This window comes from Pseudomonas sp. LS44 (genome assembly GCF_024730785.1).
Classification (GTDB): Bacteria; Pseudomonadota; Gammaproteobacteria; order Pseudomonadales; family Pseudomonadaceae; genus Aquipseudomonas.
On record NZ_CP102830.1, the window covers coordinates 1326872 to 1341708 of the forward strand.

At 61.2% G+C, this 14837-nt stretch carries 14 protein-coding genes and 1 pseudogene; 7 read left to right on the plus strand and 8 right to left on the minus strand.

The genetic code is table 11. The features are described from left to right. The first annotated feature begins 125 nt into the window (after positions 1-125). A complete protein-coding gene (locus NVV93_RS05945) occupies positions 126-1250 on the plus strand; it encodes a GNAT family N-acetyltransferase (RefSeq protein WP_258253522.1) in 1125 nt (374 codons plus the stop codon). Here NVV93_RS05945 and NVV93_RS05950 read toward each other — a convergent pair whose 3' ends face one another. The 5 genes from NVV93_RS05950 to NVV93_RS05970 form a co-directional block, all read right to left on the minus strand. Further along, positions 1251-1532 carry a DUF2790 domain-containing protein gene (locus tag NVV93_RS05950; RefSeq protein WP_258253523.1) on the minus strand — a complete coding sequence of 94 codons (282 nt, stop codon included), beginning with the start codon at positions 1530-1532 and terminating at the stop codon, positions 1251-1253. A 642-nt stretch (positions 1533-2174) separates the two neighbouring features. Next, on the minus strand, positions 2175-4016 hold the full coding sequence (locus NVV93_RS05955) for an ABC transporter ATP-binding protein (RefSeq protein ID WP_258253524.1): 1842 nt from the start codon (positions 4014-4016) through the stop codon (positions 2175-2177). An 82-nt stretch (positions 4017-4098) separates the two neighbouring features. Further along, the gene (locus NVV93_RS05960) at positions 4099-4671 is read right to left on the minus strand and encodes a peptidylprolyl isomerase (protein ID WP_258253525.1); all 573 of its coding nucleotides are present in this window, start codon (positions 4669-4671) and stop codon (positions 4099-4101) included. A gap of 14 nt (positions 4672-4685) precedes the next feature. Continuing rightward, a complete protein-coding gene (locus NVV93_RS05965; protein ID WP_258253526.1) occupies positions 4686-5486 on the minus strand; it encodes an alpha/beta fold hydrolase in 801 nt (266 codons plus the stop codon). Between the two features lie 17 nt (positions 5487-5503). Next, the gene (locus NVV93_RS05970) at positions 5504-6430 is read right to left on the minus strand and encodes a LysR family transcriptional regulator (RefSeq protein ID WP_258253527.1); all 927 of its coding nucleotides are present in this window, start codon (positions 6428-6430) and stop codon (positions 5504-5506) included. Positions 6431-6671: 241 nt separating this feature from the next. Here NVV93_RS05970 and NVV93_RS05975 point away from each other — a divergent pair, with 241 nt between their 5' ends. The 3 genes from NVV93_RS05975 (at position 6672) to NVV93_RS05985 (ending at position 8181) form a co-directional block, all read left to right on the plus strand. Then, on the plus strand, positions 6672-6992 hold the full coding sequence (locus NVV93_RS05975; protein ID WP_258253528.1) for a 3-phosphoglycerate kinase: 321 nt from the start codon (positions 6672-6674) through the stop codon (positions 6990-6992). 105 nt (positions 6993-7097) lie between these two features. Then, on the plus strand, positions 7098-7418 hold the full coding sequence (locus NVV93_RS05980; protein ID WP_258253529.1) for a 3-phosphoglycerate kinase: 321 nt from the start codon (positions 7098-7100) through the stop codon (positions 7416-7418). A gap of 163 nt (positions 7419-7581) precedes the next feature. Further along, on the plus strand, positions 7582-8181 hold the full coding sequence (locus NVV93_RS05985; RefSeq protein ID WP_258253530.1) for an FMN-dependent NADH-azoreductase: 600 nt from the start codon (positions 7582-7584) through the stop codon (positions 8179-8181). A 211-nt stretch (positions 8182-8392) separates the two neighbouring features. Here NVV93_RS05985 and NVV93_RS05990 read toward each other — a convergent pair whose 3' ends face one another. After that, positions 8393-8941, minus strand: coding sequence for a dihydrofolate reductase family protein (locus tag NVV93_RS05990; RefSeq protein WP_258253531.1), 549 nt, complete (start codon positions 8939-8941; stop codon positions 8393-8395). Positions 8942-9179: 238 nt separating this feature from the next. Here NVV93_RS05990 and NVV93_RS05995 point away from each other — a divergent pair, with 238 nt between their 5' ends. Together NVV93_RS05995 and NVV93_RS06000 are read left to right on the plus strand one after the other, a co-directional pair. Continuing rightward, the gene (locus NVV93_RS05995) at positions 9180-10523 is read left to right on the plus strand and encodes a DEAD/DEAH box helicase (RefSeq protein ID WP_258253532.1); all 1344 of its coding nucleotides are present in this window, start codon (positions 9180-9182) and stop codon (positions 10521-10523) included. Positions 10524-10869: 346 nt separating this feature from the next. Then, positions 10870-11268 carry a transcriptional regulator gene (locus NVV93_RS06000; RefSeq protein ID WP_258253533.1) on the plus strand — a complete coding sequence of 133 codons (399 nt, stop codon included), beginning with the start codon at positions 10870-10872 and terminating at the stop codon, positions 11266-11268. 15 nt (positions 11269-11283) lie between these two features. On the opposite strand, the gene egtD is transcribed toward NVV93_RS06000, so the two are convergent. After that, positions 11284-12246: an L-histidine N(alpha)-methyltransferase gene (egtD, locus tag NVV93_RS06005; RefSeq protein WP_258253534.1), complete on the minus strand. Its 963-nt coding sequence runs from the start codon at positions 12244-12246 to the stop codon at positions 11284-11286. A gap of 2 nt (positions 12247-12248) precedes the next feature. Next, the gene (gene egtB / locus NVV93_RS06010) at positions 12249-13535 is read right to left on the minus strand and encodes an ergothioneine biosynthesis protein EgtB (protein WP_258253535.1); all 1287 of its coding nucleotides are present in this window, start codon (positions 13533-13535) and stop codon (positions 12249-12251) included. A 180-nt stretch (positions 13536-13715) separates the two neighbouring features. On the opposite strand from egtB, the pseudogene NVV93_RS06015 reads away from it, so the two are divergent. After that, positions 13716-14831 (plus strand): annotated as a pseudogene (locus NVV93_RS06015) (PQQ-dependent sugar dehydrogenase); the annotation flags it as partial. Between the last annotated feature and the right edge of the window lie 6 nt (positions 14832-14837).

The window sequence follows — 14837 nt, forward strand, 5'->3', positions numbered from 1 at the left end:
GGGGATCGCTGGCCCCTGACCCGGATTGCATCCCGGCTACGGTTTTTCGGCGGCTGCGGGAGCGGCGCAGGGCTATCATGCGCAGATTGGTGGGATCTGCCGTCGTAAGCCCCTGGATGCTGTTCATGCCCGTGCAAATTCTCGATTCGCTGTCCGCCTTGCCAGCGCACGCCTGGGACGCCTTGTTGCCCGAGCCGCAGCCCTTCCTGCGCCACGCCTTTCTCTCGGCGCTGGAAGACAGTGGCAGCGTCGGAGGGCGCAGCGGCTGGCAGCCGGCGCATCGGCTGCTGATCGATGCGCAGGGCATGTTGCTCGCCGCGTTGCCGGCCTATCGCAAGAGCCATTCCTACGGCGAATATGTGTTCGATCATGGCTGGGCCGATGCCTGCCAGCGCGCCGGCATCGCGTATTACCCCAAGTTGCTCGGCGCGGTGCCGTTCAGCCCGGTGCGCGGCCCGCGTCTACTCGGCGTGCCGCAGGCTGCTGGGGAGTTGCTCGATGAGTTGGTCAGTGGCTTAGCGGCGGAAGGTTTGTCCGGCGTGCATGTCAACTTCACCGACGCGCTGGCCGATAGTCTGCTCGGTGAGCGCGAGGGCTGGCTGGAGCGCCTCGGCTGCCAGTTTCATTGGCACAACCGCGACTATCGGGATTTCCAGGATTTTCTCGACAGCCTGGCCTCGCGCAAGCGCAAACAGGTGCGCAAGGAACGCGAACAGGTGGTGGGGCAGGGTATCGACTTCGACTGGCGCGAGGGTCACGAACTGAGCGAAGCAGAGTGGGACTTTGTCTACGCCTGCTACGCCAATACCTACCATGTGCGTGGCCAACTGCCGTATCTGACACGCGAATTCTTCAGCCTGCTCGCCGAGCGCCTGCCCGCTGTGATTCGCGTAGTGCTGGCCAGACAGGGCACGCGGCCGGTGGCGATGGCGTTCAGCCTGGTGGATGGCGAGAGCTTCTACGGCCGCTATTGGGGTTGCTTGGCCGAGTTCGACCGGCTGCATTTCGAGACCTGTTTCTATCAGGGCATGGATTACGCCATCGCCCACGGTCTGTGTCGCTTCGACGCCGGTGCTCAGGGCGAGCACAAGCTAATTCGCGGCTTCGAACCGGAAATCACCCGCTCCTGGCATTACCTCAGCCATCCGGGCTTGCGCGCGGCGGTGGCGGACTTCCTACGGCAGGAGCGCGTCGGGGTGCAGGCCTACGCCGAGGAGGCGGGCGGCCTGCTTCCCTATCGCCAGGGCTGATCAGGCAATGCTGGTGGGGGTGGTGGCGGTGCTGCCGCCCCATTCGAGGAAACGAATCTTGTGCACCTCGCCCTCGCTGTCTTCATAGACCAGGGTCACCGGCACGGCGCCAGTTTGGTTGGAGGTGTCGGTGCGGTGCAGCACCTTCTGTACATCGATTTCCATCCCGTAGTGGTATTCCTCGACGGGGAGGCCCGCGCCGGGAGTTTGTACGCCGTCCTGGGCGAATACGCTGGGCGCTAGACTGGAGATCACGGCGCTGACAACCGAGGCCATTTTCATAAGGCTTTGTTCCTCTGTTGGGTTTCGCTTACATGGGCTTCATCTGACCGGGGAGAGCCGGGAAGTTCATCAGGCTCCGGACTTTGGTCCTATTCAGCGTGCTGGCAGGCACCGGCAATCGCCCGTGCTTGAGGGGGTGCGACCGTTCGTCACATGTCATGAAATTGCAGGCGAATCTTGTCGCAATGCACCTAGCAGACCGTTGAAAAACTACTGCGCTCGGTTATACCGCGTTGAAATCAGGCTCAAAATGCTCATTTACCACTCGTAAACTGCGCTTTTTCGCCTGATTTCGCCTTGTCTAACCTTCGCTCGCTACATTTTTCAACGGCCTGCTAGTGGCCTGTGCGGTTGATTGATTATCTCAAGTTCGGATGACTGAGGCTTTGAGACAAGGCGCCGCGACGAGTCATAGCAGGGCTATGGCGAGAAGCGGTAACGCAGTATCAGGGTCTCAGGCGCCGAAATTGACTAACTGAATTAACCAAACAGGCCACTAGGTCTGTACGAAAAGTCACCGAGCGAAGGTCAGGCAAGGCAAAAACAGGCGAGGACGCGGAGTTTACGAGTTGTAAATGAGCAGTCCGAGCCTGTTTTTAACGCAGCATCACCGAGCGTAGGTAGTTTTCGTACAGAACCTAGTCACTCCACCCCGACGAACCCGCCGGTCTGGTGCTGCCAGAGGCGCGCATAGAGGCCGCCGTAAGCGAGCAATTCGCTGTGGCTGCCACTTTCGACGATGCGGCCTTGATCGAGCACTACCAGACGATCCATGCGGGCGATGGTCGATAGGCGGTGGGCGATGGCGATCACGGTCTTGCCCTGCATCAGGGTTTCCAGACTCTCCTGAATCGCTGCTTCGACTTCCGAGTCGAGCGCCGAAGTGGCTTCGTCGAGGATCAGGATTGGCGCGTCCTTGAGCAGCACGCGGGCGATGGCGATACGTTGGCGTTGGCCGCCGGAGAGTTTCACGCCGCGCTCACCGACGTGCGCGTCCAGCCCAGTGCGCCCCTGAGCATCCGACAACTGCGGAATGAAGCCATCGGCGCGGGCCTTGCGGGCGGCGTCCCAGAGTTCCGCGTCGCTGGTGTCGGGTCGGCCGTAAAGCAAATTGTCGCGAATCGAACGGTGCAGCAGCGAAGTGTCCTGGGTGACCAGGCCGATCTGCGCGCGCAGGCTTTCCTGGCTGACGTGGGCGATATTCTGGCCGTCGATCAGGATGCGTCCCTGCTCCAGATCGTAGAGACGCAGCAACAGGTTAGCCAGGGTCGATTTGCCTGCGCCGGAAGGGCCGAGCAGGCCGATTTTTTCGCCGGCGCGGATGTGCAGATCGAGTCCGCCGATCACCCCCGTGCTCTTGCCGTAGTGAAAGTGGATGCCCTCGAAGCGCACATCCCCGCGGCTCACCTGCAGTGCTTCGGCGCCCGGCCGATCGAGCACGGTGCGCGGCTGGGCGATGGTTTGCATGCCGTCCTGCACGGTGCCGATATTCTCGAAAATGCCGTTGACCACCCACATGATCCAGCCGGACATATTGTTGATGCGAATCACCAGGCTGGTGGCCAGAGCGATGGCCCCCACGCTGATCAAACCCTGATTCCACAGCCACAGGGCAATGCCGGTAGTGGCAGTGATCAGCACGCCGTTGAGGCAGGTGATGGTGACGTCCATGCCGGTGACGACGCGACCGGCCAGCTGGCTTTTGTGGGTTTGATCGAGCAGCGCCTCGCGGGCGTAGTCCTGTTCCAGGCGGGTGTGTGCGAACAGCTTGAGGGTGGTGATGTTGGTGTAGCCGTCGACGATGCGGCCCATCAGCCGCGAGCGTGATTCGGAGGCGATCACCGAGCGCTGTTTGACCCGCGGGACGAAGTAGCCCAGCGCGGCAACATAGGCGAACACCCACAGCAACAGCGGCAGCATCAGGCGCCAGTCCGCCTCGGCGAACAGCACCAGGCTGCTGATCACGTAGATCAGCACATGCCAGAGCGCATCGGTGGCCTGCACCAAGGAATCGCGCAGGGCGTTGCCGGTCTGCATGATGCGTTGGGCAATGCGCCCGGCGAAGTCGTTCTGGAAAAACGTCAGGCTCTGTTTGAGCACATAGCTGTGGTTCTGCCAGCGCACCAGGGTGGTCAGACCGGGGTTGATCGTCTGATGGGTGAGCAGATCGTGCAGGCCATTGAACAGCGGACGCAGGATCAAGGCGACCACGGCCATCCAGATCAGCTCAGTGCGGTGCAGGCGAAAGAAATCGCTGCCGCTGCCGCTGCCGCTGGTCTGGGCCAGGTCGATTAGGCGGCCGAGGAAGCTGAACAGCGCCACTTCGATCAGCGCGACGATCAGACCGACCACCAGCAGCACGGCGAAACTCGGCCACACCTGGCGCAGGTAATGCAGGTAGAAACGCCACACGTTGCTCGGCGGCATATCGCCTTGGTCGGGGCGGAAGAAATCGATCAGCTGTTCGAAGTATCGGAAGATCATGGTTCACGCTAACCGCCGCGCCAGCCGATGGAGCGTGGCTAGCGAGCCGTAGAGCGGCGCACGGGGCGCCGCGGATGGACGATCAGAGACGTTTGGCCGAGAGAATCAGCACCGGCTTGGCCGGTACGTCGCGCATGCCGGCGCGGTAGGTGGTCGGGGTCTGGGAGATCTTGTCGACTACATCCATGCCGCGCACCACTTTGCCGAACACCGCGTAACCGAAATCGCGTCCGCCGTGATCGAGGAAGGAATTGTCCTTCTGGTTGATGAAGAACTGGCTGGTGGCCGAGTCGACCACCTGGGTGCGGGCCATGGCCAGGGTGCCACGTACGTTGCGCAGACCGTTGTCGGCTTCGTTCTTGATCGGCGCCTGGGTGTTCTTCTCGTCCATGTCGGTGTCATAGCCGCCGGTCTGGATCATGAAGTTGGGAATCACCCGATGGAAGATGGTGTTGTCGTAGTGGCCGCTGTCCACATAGGCGAGGAAATTCTTCACGCTGATCGGTGCTTGGGTCGCGTTCAGCTCGATTTCGATTTCGCCGAGGCTGGTGGTTAGCAGCACATGCGGCGACTGGTTCGCAGCTGGCGTGGAGGCGGCCAGGAGGTTGCCGGTGAATAGCAGGGCGCAGGCGGCGAGAGCGAGTTTTCGTAGCATCGTGAGGGCTCTTTCTAGGATTGTTGGGTGTTTTCAACTTCGCCGAGGAAGTCGAGCAGGGTGGTGTTGAAGCGTTCCGGTTGGTCCAGCGGCGTAGCGTGACGCGAATCGTCGATGACGACCAGACGCGCGTTCGGCAACTCTTGGACATAGGCCTCTTTCTGCGCGACCGGGGTGTAGTCGTGGTCGGCGCTGATCACCAGGGTAGGACAGGTGATGCGCGCCAGGTGCTCTCGCACGCCCCAGCCGATGATCGCGTTGAGACTGGCGTTGTAGGCGCGCTTGTCGTTGCGCGGCCAGCGTTGTTCGATCTTGCTGCGCAGTTCGGCTTGTTCCGGTTTGGGGAACTGGATGCGGCCGAGGCCCTTGCCGATTTTCTCCAGGCTGAGCAGGTGCGAGAGCGTCCAGCGCTGGGCAATCATCAGGTAATCGCTGGGCTTTTTCGCCTTCACTTCCGGGCCGCTGTTGACGATGGTCAGGCTTTTCAGCAACGCCGGATAGTCGGCGCCGACCTGGAAGCCGATCATCCCGCCCATCGAGATGCCGACCAGATGCACCGGGCCGACTCCAAGGTGCTCAATCAGTCCCGCTACGTCCTCGGCAAAGCCGGCGATGCTGTAGCGCTCGCGGGGTTTGGCCGAGCGACCGTGGCCGCGCACGTCGAGGGCGATGACCCGATAGTGCGGGCTGAGGGCGGGGATCTGGTATTCCCAATCCAGCGTACTGGAACCCAAACCGTGAACCAGCAGCACGGGAGCACCGTGGCCATATTCCTCGTAGTGCAGTTGGCAGCCTTGGTAGTCGAAATAGGACATGGTGATCCTCAACGCGCTCAGATGGTCGGCAGGGGCGAGGCGAACGGTGCATCCAGAGGTGCGTTGTCAAAGTTCTTGATCAGGTCGACGAGGATCTGCGTTGCCGGCCCAAGGACTTTCTCTTTATTGGAGTAAAGGTAGAAGCTGGGCCTGCGACTGCCACCCTGATCCAACGGCAGCGGCTTTAACACACTTTCATTCAGCTCGCGTTCGATCAGATGGCGCGGTAGCCAGGCAAAGCCCAGGCCGCTGGCGACGAAGGTGGATGCCGTGGCCAAACTGCCGACCGTCCAGCGCTGTTCAGCGCCAAGCCAGCCGACATCGCGCGGCTGGGTACGGCCGGAGTCACGGATGACCACTTGCAGGTGGCCCTCCAGATCCTGAAAAGTAACTTCCCGTTGCAGCAGATGCAGCGGATGTTGCGGATGGGCAACGGCGACGAACTCCACCGAGTTCAACTCTTCGCCGAGATAACCGCCAATATTCAGGCCGCTGATGGCCAGATCGGCAACGCCTTCGAGCAGCACTTCCTCGACACCCGACAGCACCTCTTCGCGCAGGCGCACGCGACAGCCGCGGCTCTGCGGTATGAAGGCGCTGAGGGCACGCACCAGGCGCGCGATCGGATAGGCGGCATCGACCACCAGACGCACTTCGGCTTCCCAGCCTTGCTCCATGTGATGGGCAAGGTCTTCGAGCTGGCTGGCCTGCTTGACCAGATGCCGCGAGCGCCGCAGCAGCACGGCGCCGGCTTCGGTGAGCACCGCCTTGCGGCCGTCGATCCGCAACAGCGGCACGCCAAGTTGATCCTGCATGCGTGCCACGGTGTAGCTCACCGAGGATTGCGAGCGGTGCAGCACCTCGGCGGCTTGGGCGAATCCGCCGTTATCGACCACCGCTTGCAGGGTGCGCCATTGATCCAGGGTCACGCGGGGGGCTTTCATCGTCAGCTCCTGTCGAATGCGCCGGCTGAGTCGGCGCCTCGGTCAGAGAGTAAGGGGCCATTATCTAATAAACAAATAAGTTGGTGTATTTTTGCCTATTTTCGCGCGTTCTTATCGATATTTTTGTGGCGCTCACCCTTTCAGCCGCTGGCGCCATTCCAGGGGCATAGACTGAAATTATCGCGGTGCCTTCCAGCAACCTCGAACGAGCCTGGACCGGGTGCCGTGGCGGAGAGCAAACATGAAAAGATCTGTTGGTGTCGGGGCGGCCTTCCTGCCGGCGCTGGCCCTGGCGGCGTTTTTCCCCATCGACGTCACGCCGCAGCTGAATGGGGCCGACGTAACCTATGAGACGATGCCGATCACCTTCAATACTGGTGTCATGTCATTGCGCAACCGCGGCACCACTGCGGCGCAGTGCAAGGCGGTGTTCGACATCGGCCCGGATACCCCGCGAGTGCGCAAGGTCGTCCTGGCGCCCGGCGAAAGCGCGACGCTGACGGGCAATTTCAGGAGCGAGATCATCCGCATGCGCATTGAGCTGACCTGCAAGCCGAGCTAGCGGTCGGGCATCGACAGGTTCCAGCCACTGCCGACGGCAAGCTGAAAGGCCTTCATCTGTGCCGGCGCTTGTCCTAAGCTGGACTCCCTCGTTGGAGTCCGTTCCATGAAAACAATCTGCTGTGCCTTGCTCGCCATCCTGCCCTTGAGTGCTCTGGCCGCCACCTATCCCATCGAAGTGGATAAGCAAATGAACGGTGCCGAAGTTGCCGTCAGCCCACAGGCCATCGACGTCAGCATGGCCGGTGTCGAGCTGTACAACTACGGCAAGGCCGCCGCGGAGTGCAAAGTGGTGTTCCGCAATGGTCCCGAATCGCCTCGGCAGCGCAGTGCGGTACTGCAGCCGGGCGAAAGCAAGCTGACCACCAGCTCGTTCAAGAGCCAGGTCATCAAGCTGCGCATCAAAGTAACCTGCAATCCGAAATAACCCATGCTGGGCGCTTGATTGACTTGGTCAGAGACTAAGTTGGCTATTTCAATAAATCAAATTAATCGATAATTGTGAGCGGCTTTTTGCGCTTTTTAATCGATATAGGCCTGGATAACCTTTCTCCATCGACGCCACTTACCCCTCGATGGAGTTAGCCAACATGTCCAAAGTCCTCGTCATTGAAAGCAGCGCCCGCCAACAAGGTTCGATTTCCCGCCAGCTCACCGATGACTTCATCGTGCAGTGGAAGAAAGTCCATCCCGCCGATGAAATTGCTGTGCGCGATCTGGCTCAGCAGCCGGTGCCACATCTGGACGAAACCCTGCTCGGTGGCTGGATGAAGCCTGCCGATCAACACACCGACGCTGAAAAAGCCGCGCTGGCGCGCTCTAACATCCTCACCGATGAGCTGCTGAGTGCCGATGTGCTGGTATTGGCCGCGCCGATGTACAACTTTGCGATTCCTAGCACCCTGAAGTCGTGGCTGGACCATGTGCTGCGTGCTGGGGTGACGTTCAAGTACACCGAAACCGGCCCGCAAGGCCTGCTCACCGGCAAACGCGCTTACGTGCTGACTGCGCGTGGTGGCATCTACGCCGGCAGCACGCTGGATCATCAGGAACCCTACCTACGCCAGGCGCTGGGTTTCATCGGGATCCACGATGTCAGCTTCATCCATGCCGAAGGCCTGAACCTGGGCGCCGAATTTCTCGAGAAGGGTTTGGCTCAGGCGAAAACTCAACTGGCCGAGGTCGCTTGATTCGCGCGAGATAGCCCCGCTTACTCTCTTGGCGCTTTAAGCTCCGGCGCCTGTTCCGGCCATCGGCTCCCCGATTGGCCGGTTTTTTATGGCTCGGATTCACTTGGCGTCAAGCCAAGTAGTTAGATCTGCAGGGATGAGCTGGAAAGCGAGCGCCTGCTATGGAAGCAGGCGCTACAGAGGTGAAGTGCGAGTGGGGCGTGGCCCGAGATCAGGCGGCAATCCCGCCTTCACCCTCGACGTGGTAGTGCAGTTGCACGACGCCCGTGGAGAAGTTGCGTTGGGTTTTCAGGGTCAGACCGCGTTCCAGGCCGGTGGCGAACATCTTGATGCCGGCGCCGAGCATGTGCGGAACCACACTGACCACCAACTCATCGAGCAGCCCTGCGCTATAGCAGGTCCCGGCCAGCGAACCGCCGCCAACCAACCAGACCCGTTTGCAGCCCAGGTCGCCGAGCTTGTTCAGCGATTCGGCAGGCGTCCAATGGCAGACATGCACATCCGGTGAGGCGGCCGGTAAGGCCGAGCGGGTCAGCACGATGCAGGTTTTTCCCGGGTACGGCCATTTATCGGCGTACTTGAGGATTGTTTCGTACGTTACCCGCCCCATCAGCAGGGCATCGATACCGGCATAGAACTCGTTATAACCGTGATCTTCCTTGGATTCCTCCATGGGCGTCAGCCAATCGACTCGACCATCTGGGCGAGCGATATATCCATCTAGGCTGGCTGCAACGTAGTAGATCAAGGCTGGTTTCATGCTGGGATTCTCCAAATACGAACCTGCCGTGGGTCGCTTATGGTTGACAGGAATTAGGGAGAAAAGTTTCCTGCGCCATTTCAAATATTTGCCTTCATTAAACGATCTGGCAAGGCAATGCGTCAGAAATATGTGCCGGGGTGGCGCTGACAGGGCTGTAAGCCAAGAAATGCAGTCTTTTGCGCTCACAAACGGTACCCTAGCGATCCAAGATCGTCCGTTTTTTCGAGGTACTTCCGTGTTTGCCCAATTCACCCTGCATGAACGCCTGCTCAAAGCTGTCGGCGAACTGAAATTCGTCGAGCCGACGCCTGTGCAGATGGCGGCGATTCCGCCGGCATTAGAAGGACGCGATCTGCGGGTAATCGCGCAGACCGGTAGCGGCAAGACCGCGGCGTTCGTTCTACCGATGTTGAACCGGCTGATGGGCGATGCCAAGCCACGGATCGATATTCGCGCACTGATCCTCTTGCCCACCCGCGAACTGGCGCAGCAGACGCTCAAGCAGGTCGAACTGTTCTCGCAGTTCACCTTTATCAAGTCGGGGCTGATTACCGGCGGCGAAGACTTCAAAGTGCAGGCCGCCATGCTGCGCAAAGTGCCGGACGTGCTGATCGCCACGCCGGGACGCTTGCTTGAGCATTTGAATGCCGGGCATCTGGATTTCAAAAACGTCGAGGTACTGGTTCTCGACGAAGCCGACCGCATGCTCGACATGGGTTTTGCCGAAGACGTGCAGCGTTTGGCCAATGAATGCAAAGGCGCGCATCAAACGCTGTTGTTCTCCGCCACCAGCGGCGGCGCCGGATTACGCGAGATGACCGCATCGGTGCTCAAGGACCCGCTGCACCTGAAGCTCAACACCGTTGGCGAGCTCAACGAAGGCACCCGCCAGCAGATCATCACCGCCGATCACGCGTATCACAAAGAGCAGTTGATCGAATGGCTGCTCAACAACGAGACCTATCAGAAGGCGATCATCTTCACCAACACCCGTGTGCAGGCCGATCGCCTCTACGGGCGGCTGGTGGCCAAAGAGTTCAAGGCCTTCGTCCTGCACGGCGATAAGGATCAGAAGGATCGCAAGCTAGCCATCGAACGCCTCAAGCAAGGCGGCACCAAAGTGCTGGTGGCCACCGATGTGGCCGCACGCGGTCTGGATGTGGACGGCCTGGATCTGGTGATCAACTTCGACATGCCGCGCAGTGGCGATGAATACGTGCATCGCATCGGTCGCACCGGGCGTGCAGGCGGCGAAGGTCTGGCGATCTCGTTGATCAGCCACAACGACTGGAGCCTGATGTCGAGCATTGAGCGCTATCTCAAGCAGAGCTTCGAGCGGCGCAACATCAAGGAGCTGAAAGGCGTCTATCAGGGGCCGAAAAAGGTCAAGGCATCCGGTAAGGCCGCTGGCACCAAGAAGAAAAAGGTCGATAAGAAAGGCGATAAAAAAGCCGACAAGAAGGTTACGCGCAAGCCGGTGAGTAAGGCCAAGCGCGAGCAGCCGTCCTTGGTCAGCCAGGACGGCATGGCGCCGCTCAAACGCCGCAAACCGGCTGCTGGCGATACTCCTTCCGAGTAAACCGCTCTCCGAGCCGCAGGTAGATCACTCCTCTCCTGTGGCTTCCTTCGCCTCGGCCTGGCTCGAGGCCTGCTGCAACTCCTGCATACGTTGTCATACCGCTGACGGCTAATCGAAGTCGCCGGTGCAACCTAGCGCCGGCAGGCGCATGCCCATGACAGAACTGCGCCGAGGCCGCGTCCGGTGTTCTCGCATTAAGGCCAGGCGAGCAAAGAAAGTTCAGCCCGCTGCTGAGCATGTCACACCAATCGGGTAATGCATGAACCTCTGGCAAGGAATGGCGGTCGTTACTTATGACTGTCTGCGTGCCGCGAAGGTACGCTTTATCAGCGAGAGGAACGCCGCAATGGCCTATAACTGGGATCTCATGGAGCGCCTGTTGCACGAAGTGCAGAACGGTGCCGGTAAAAGTTTTGCACCCCGCGCTTATGCCGAAGGGCTGGCCGAGGAGCTGGGGCGCGCAGGTGAATCGATCGGCAATTTGGATCATTTCAAAAGCCAGGCGGCTGACTACGAGTCGCTGCTGTTCAATGGTGGCTTCATTGTGTCGCGGCCGGAGGAAGAGGGCGGCAATGGCGAAAACTTTGTCCTCACTCCGCGTGGCGCGCAGCTGTTGGCCTTGATCGACACCAGTTATCCGAGCGGTGAGCATGCGCGCGAAGTGCTCGATGCGCAGGGTGAGGCGGCACTGGTTCCCGAGGTGTTCGACGCGCTGGCGGAAAAAGCCGTGCGGACTCAAGGCTAGCCGGCGGCGGACGACTCATTCCCGCTCCAGGTAATGGACGCTGAACAGCTGGCGTGGGTCGCTCCAGCGGGCGATGGACTTGAAGCCGGCATTGCCGGCCAGGTCGCAAAAGCTCTCCGCGGTGTACTTGTAGGAGTTCTCGGTGTGCAGGCTTTCACCTGCGGCGAAGTCGAATGCGTGGCCGTCAATCCTGACCTGCTGTTTCGCGGGGCTGATCAGGTGCATCTCGATACGCGATTCGTGTTCGTTGAAGAAGGCGTGATGGACGAAGCGCGTCGGGTCGATGTCGCTATCCAGTTCGGTGCGGATCCGCTCGAGCAGATTCAGATTGAACGCCGCCGTCACCCCGGCCCTGTCGTTGTAGGCCGCCTCCAGCACCTGTGTGTCCTTGACCAGATCGACGCCGATCAGCAGACCGCCGCCTTTGGGCAGCAGGTTGTGCAGGTTGCCGAGAAACGCCGTGGCCTGCTCCGGGGTGAAGTTGCCGATGCTCGACCCAGGAAAGAACGCCAGCGGATGTGCACCGTCGAAGCCATCTGGCAGGTGCATTGGCTGTGAGAAGTCGGCGCACGCGGCGTGCACGTCCAGCCAGGGGTAATCGCCGGCCAGGCGGGTGGTGCTGGACAGGAGGAAGTCGCGGGAAATATCGATACCCAGGTAGCTGGTCGGATGCATGGCCTCCAGCAGCAAGCGCACCTTGCGACTGGCACCGCTGCCGAGCTCGACCAGGCTGGCGTGGTGGCCGGCGATCGCTGCGATGCTGCCCGCCGCTTGCGCCAGAATCGCTTCCTCGGTGCGCGTCGGGTAGTACTCCGGTTGTCGGCAGATCTGCTCGAACAGCTCGGAGCCGCGCCGATCGTAGAAGTACTTGGGCGAAATCCACTTCGGCGAGGCGGCGAAGCCACTGAGGGTTTCCGCGAGCAGGCTGGTCTCGGCCGCCTGCTTGCGTTGATCGTGAAAGTGCACGTTGGAGGGCATTCTCAAGCCTCCTTGGCCAGCCGCAGGCCGGCGAATTGCCAGCGCATGTGCGGGTAGAAGAAATTGCGATAGGTCGTGCGGATGTGGTCTACCGGGGTCGCGCAACAGCCGCCGCGCAAGACCATCTGTCCGGACATGAATTTGCCGTTGTACTCGCCCAGGCTGCCTGCCAGCGGACGAAAGCCTGGGTAGGGCCGATACGCGCTGGCGGTCCATTCCCATACGTCGCCGAACAGCTGCTGCGGCTGTTGCGGCACGGCTGGCAGGGCAATCGGTTGCAGATACCCGCTTTCGCAAAAATTGCCGGTGCGCGCTGCGCTGCTCGCTGCGACTTCCCACTCGGCCTCGGTGGGCAACCGCGCGCCGGCCCAGGTGGCGTAGGCGTCGGCCTCAAAGAAGCTGAGGTGGCAGACCGGCGCGTGTGGATCCAGCGGGCGGGCCCCGGCGAGGGTGAATTCCTCCCAGCGTTCTTGCGTATGGCGCCAGTAAAGCGGTGCTTGCCAATCCGCCTGGCGCGCCAATGCCCAGCCGTCGGCCAGCCACAACTCCGCTCGGGCGTACCCGCCATCCATCATGAACGCCAGGTACTCGCTGTTGCTCACCGGCCGGCTGGCGAGCTGGAACGCGTCGATGAACACCCGGTGGCGCGGCCGCTCGCAATCGAAAGCGAAGTCGTCATCGTCCTGGCCGATCTCGCGCAGCCCGGCTGGGTAGGCGTGCCAACTGAGCGGTGGCGGGGAGGTCGGCGGCGGCAGCGGCAAGTCGGCTCGATATGCCGGCTGCAAGGGGTTCTGCGCGAAAATGTGCTTGATATCCATGAGCAGCAACTCCTGATGCTGCTGTTCGTGATGGATGCCAAGTTCGATGCGTCGGGCGATCTCCGCGACATGTTCAAGTGGCGGCTGGTTGAGCAAGTCGCCAAGGGCTTGATCGACGTAGCGCCGGTAAGCGACCACCTCGGCCACCGTCGGGCGCGCCAGCAGACCGCGTTGGGCGCGTGGAAAGGGTTTGCCATGGGTTTCGTAATAGGAGTTGAACAAGTGATCGAAGGCTTCGTTCGGCGTTCGATAACCCGTCAGGTAAGGCTTGAGCAGGAACGCCTCGAAGAACCAGGTGACATGTGCCAGATGCCACTTCGGTGGGCTGACGTCGGGCATGCTCTGGATCACATGGTCTTCGATCTGCAGTGGTGCGCAGATCCGCTCGCTCGCCGCGCGCACATGCTGCAAGCGGGCATGTAAGGCCGCGAAGGCGGGCGGGGTCGCATAGTGTTCGGCCCGGCTATTCATGGCGCTCCTCCTGTGCGAGTCGAGCGAAGCTTTTGCAGAGGTCTCAACGACCGACCTGCGGCTATAAGTAAAGGTTCATACGGAATGAGCAAGCCGGCCAAATGGTCGTCTCGATTGTCAGTAGGGAATCCAGGCAATCGGCTGTTGGCGAGCCGAAAGGGGAGCAAGCGCATGGCAAAGATGATCTGGCTGGGCCTACTGGCCCTGATGGGCGTCGGCGCTCAGGCGGCGTCTGGTGAATATCCCAGCGAGCTAGGCACTGTGCGGGTCGAAGTGCTGGCTCGCGGTTTGGAACATCCGTGGGCGCTGGCTTTTTTGCCGGACGGCGGGATGTTGGTCAGCGAGCGGCCGGGGCGCTTGCGATGGATCGGTGGCGATGGCGCGGTCTCGCAGCCGATCGGCGGCGTCCCCGAGGTGTATGCCGAGGGTCAGGGCGGCTTGCTCGACGTGGTGCTGTCGCCGGGCTTTGCCGGAGATCGGCTGGTCTACCTGTCGTTCGCCGAGGGCGGCGGTGACAAAGGCCTGGCGGGGACCGCCGTGGGGCGTGGCAAGCTGTCGGCTGACGCCCGCCAGTTGCAGGATTTCCAGGTGATCTTCCGCCAACAGCCCAAGCTGTCTAACGGCATCCACTTTGGCTCGCGTTTGGTGTTCGACCGTAACGGCCACTTGTTCATTGCCCTTGGCGAGAATAACCAGCGGCCCACCGCCCAGGATCTCGACAAGTTGCAGGGCAAGGTGGTGCGCATCTGGCCCGATGGCCGGGTGCCGGACGACAACCCTTTCGTCGGACGCCAAGGCGCGCGGCCGGAGATCTGGTCCTACGGTCATCGCAACCAGCAGGGCGCAGCGCTCAACCCCTGGAGTGGCCAGCTGTGGACCCACGAACACGGGCCGCGCGGTGGTGATGAGGTGAATATCCCCCAAGCCGGCAAAAATTACGGCTGGCCGCTGGCTACCCACGGTATCAACTATTCGCTGCTGCCGATTCCCGAGGCCAAAGGCAAAAGCGTGCCGGGCACCGAGGCTGCGCTGTATGTGTGGGAAAAATCACCGGCGATTAGCGGCATGGCCTTCTATGACGCGCAGCGCTTTGCCGCCTGGCAGCACAGTCTGTTCATCGGCTCATTGGTCGATCAGGAGTTGATTCGCCTGCAGCTCGATGGCAACAAGGTGCTGCACGAAGAGCGCTTACTAAAGGGCTTGGGCGCACGTATCCGCGACGTGCGTCAGGGGCCGGATGGTTATCTCTATCTGCTCACCGATGAGAGCGATGGCGAGCTGCTGCGGATCGGTTTGCGCAGC

What these genes read in the sequence shown, in the direction of transcription:
- NVV93_RS06000 (WP_258253533.1), top strand. Translation starts at nt 10,870, where the DNA reads ATGGCCTATAACTGGGATCTCATGGAGCGCCTGTTGCACGAAGTGCAG.
- NVV93_RS05990 (WP_258253531.1), bottom strand. Translation starts at nt 8,941, where the DNA reads ATGAAACCAGCCTTGATCTACTACGTTGCAGCCAGCCTAGATGGATAT.
- NVV93_RS05970 (WP_258253527.1), bottom strand. Translation starts at nt 6,430, where the DNA reads ATGAAAGCCCCCCGCGTGACCCTGGATCAATGGCGCACCCTGCAAGCG.
- egtD (WP_258253534.1), bottom strand. Translation starts at nt 12,246, where the DNA reads ATGCCCTCCAACGTGCACTTTCACGATCAACGCAAGCAGGCGGCCGAG.
- NVV93_RS05960 (WP_258253525.1), bottom strand. Translation starts at nt 4,671, where the DNA reads ATGCTACGAAAACTCGCTCTCGCCGCCTGCGCCCTGCTATTCACCGGC.
- NVV93_RS05980 (WP_258253529.1), top strand. Translation starts at nt 7,098, where the DNA reads ATGAAAACAATCTGCTGTGCCTTGCTCGCCATCCTGCCCTTGAGTGCT.
- NVV93_RS05965 (WP_258253526.1), bottom strand. Translation starts at nt 5,486, where the DNA reads ATGTCCTATTTCGACTACCAAGGCTGCCAACTGCACTACGAGGAATAT.
- NVV93_RS05955 (WP_258253524.1), bottom strand. Translation starts at nt 4,016, where the DNA reads ATGATCTTCCGATACTTCGAACAGCTGATCGATTTCTTCCGCCCCGAC.
- NVV93_RS05945 (WP_258253522.1), top strand. Translation starts at nt 126, where the DNA reads ATGCCCGTGCAAATTCTCGATTCGCTGTCCGCCTTGCCAGCGCACGCC.
- egtB (WP_258253535.1), bottom strand. Translation starts at nt 13,535, where the DNA reads ATGAATAGCCGGGCCGAACACTATGCGACCCCGCCCGCCTTCGCGGCC.
- NVV93_RS05950 (WP_258253523.1), bottom strand. Translation starts at nt 1,532, where the DNA reads ATGAAAATGGCCTCGGTTGTCAGCGCCGTGATCTCCAGTCTAGCGCCC.
- NVV93_RS05975 (WP_258253528.1), top strand. Translation starts at nt 6,672, where the DNA reads ATGAAAAGATCTGTTGGTGTCGGGGCGGCCTTCCTGCCGGCGCTGGCC.
- NVV93_RS05985 (WP_258253530.1), top strand. Translation starts at nt 7,582, where the DNA reads ATGTCCAAAGTCCTCGTCATTGAAAGCAGCGCCCGCCAACAAGGTTCG.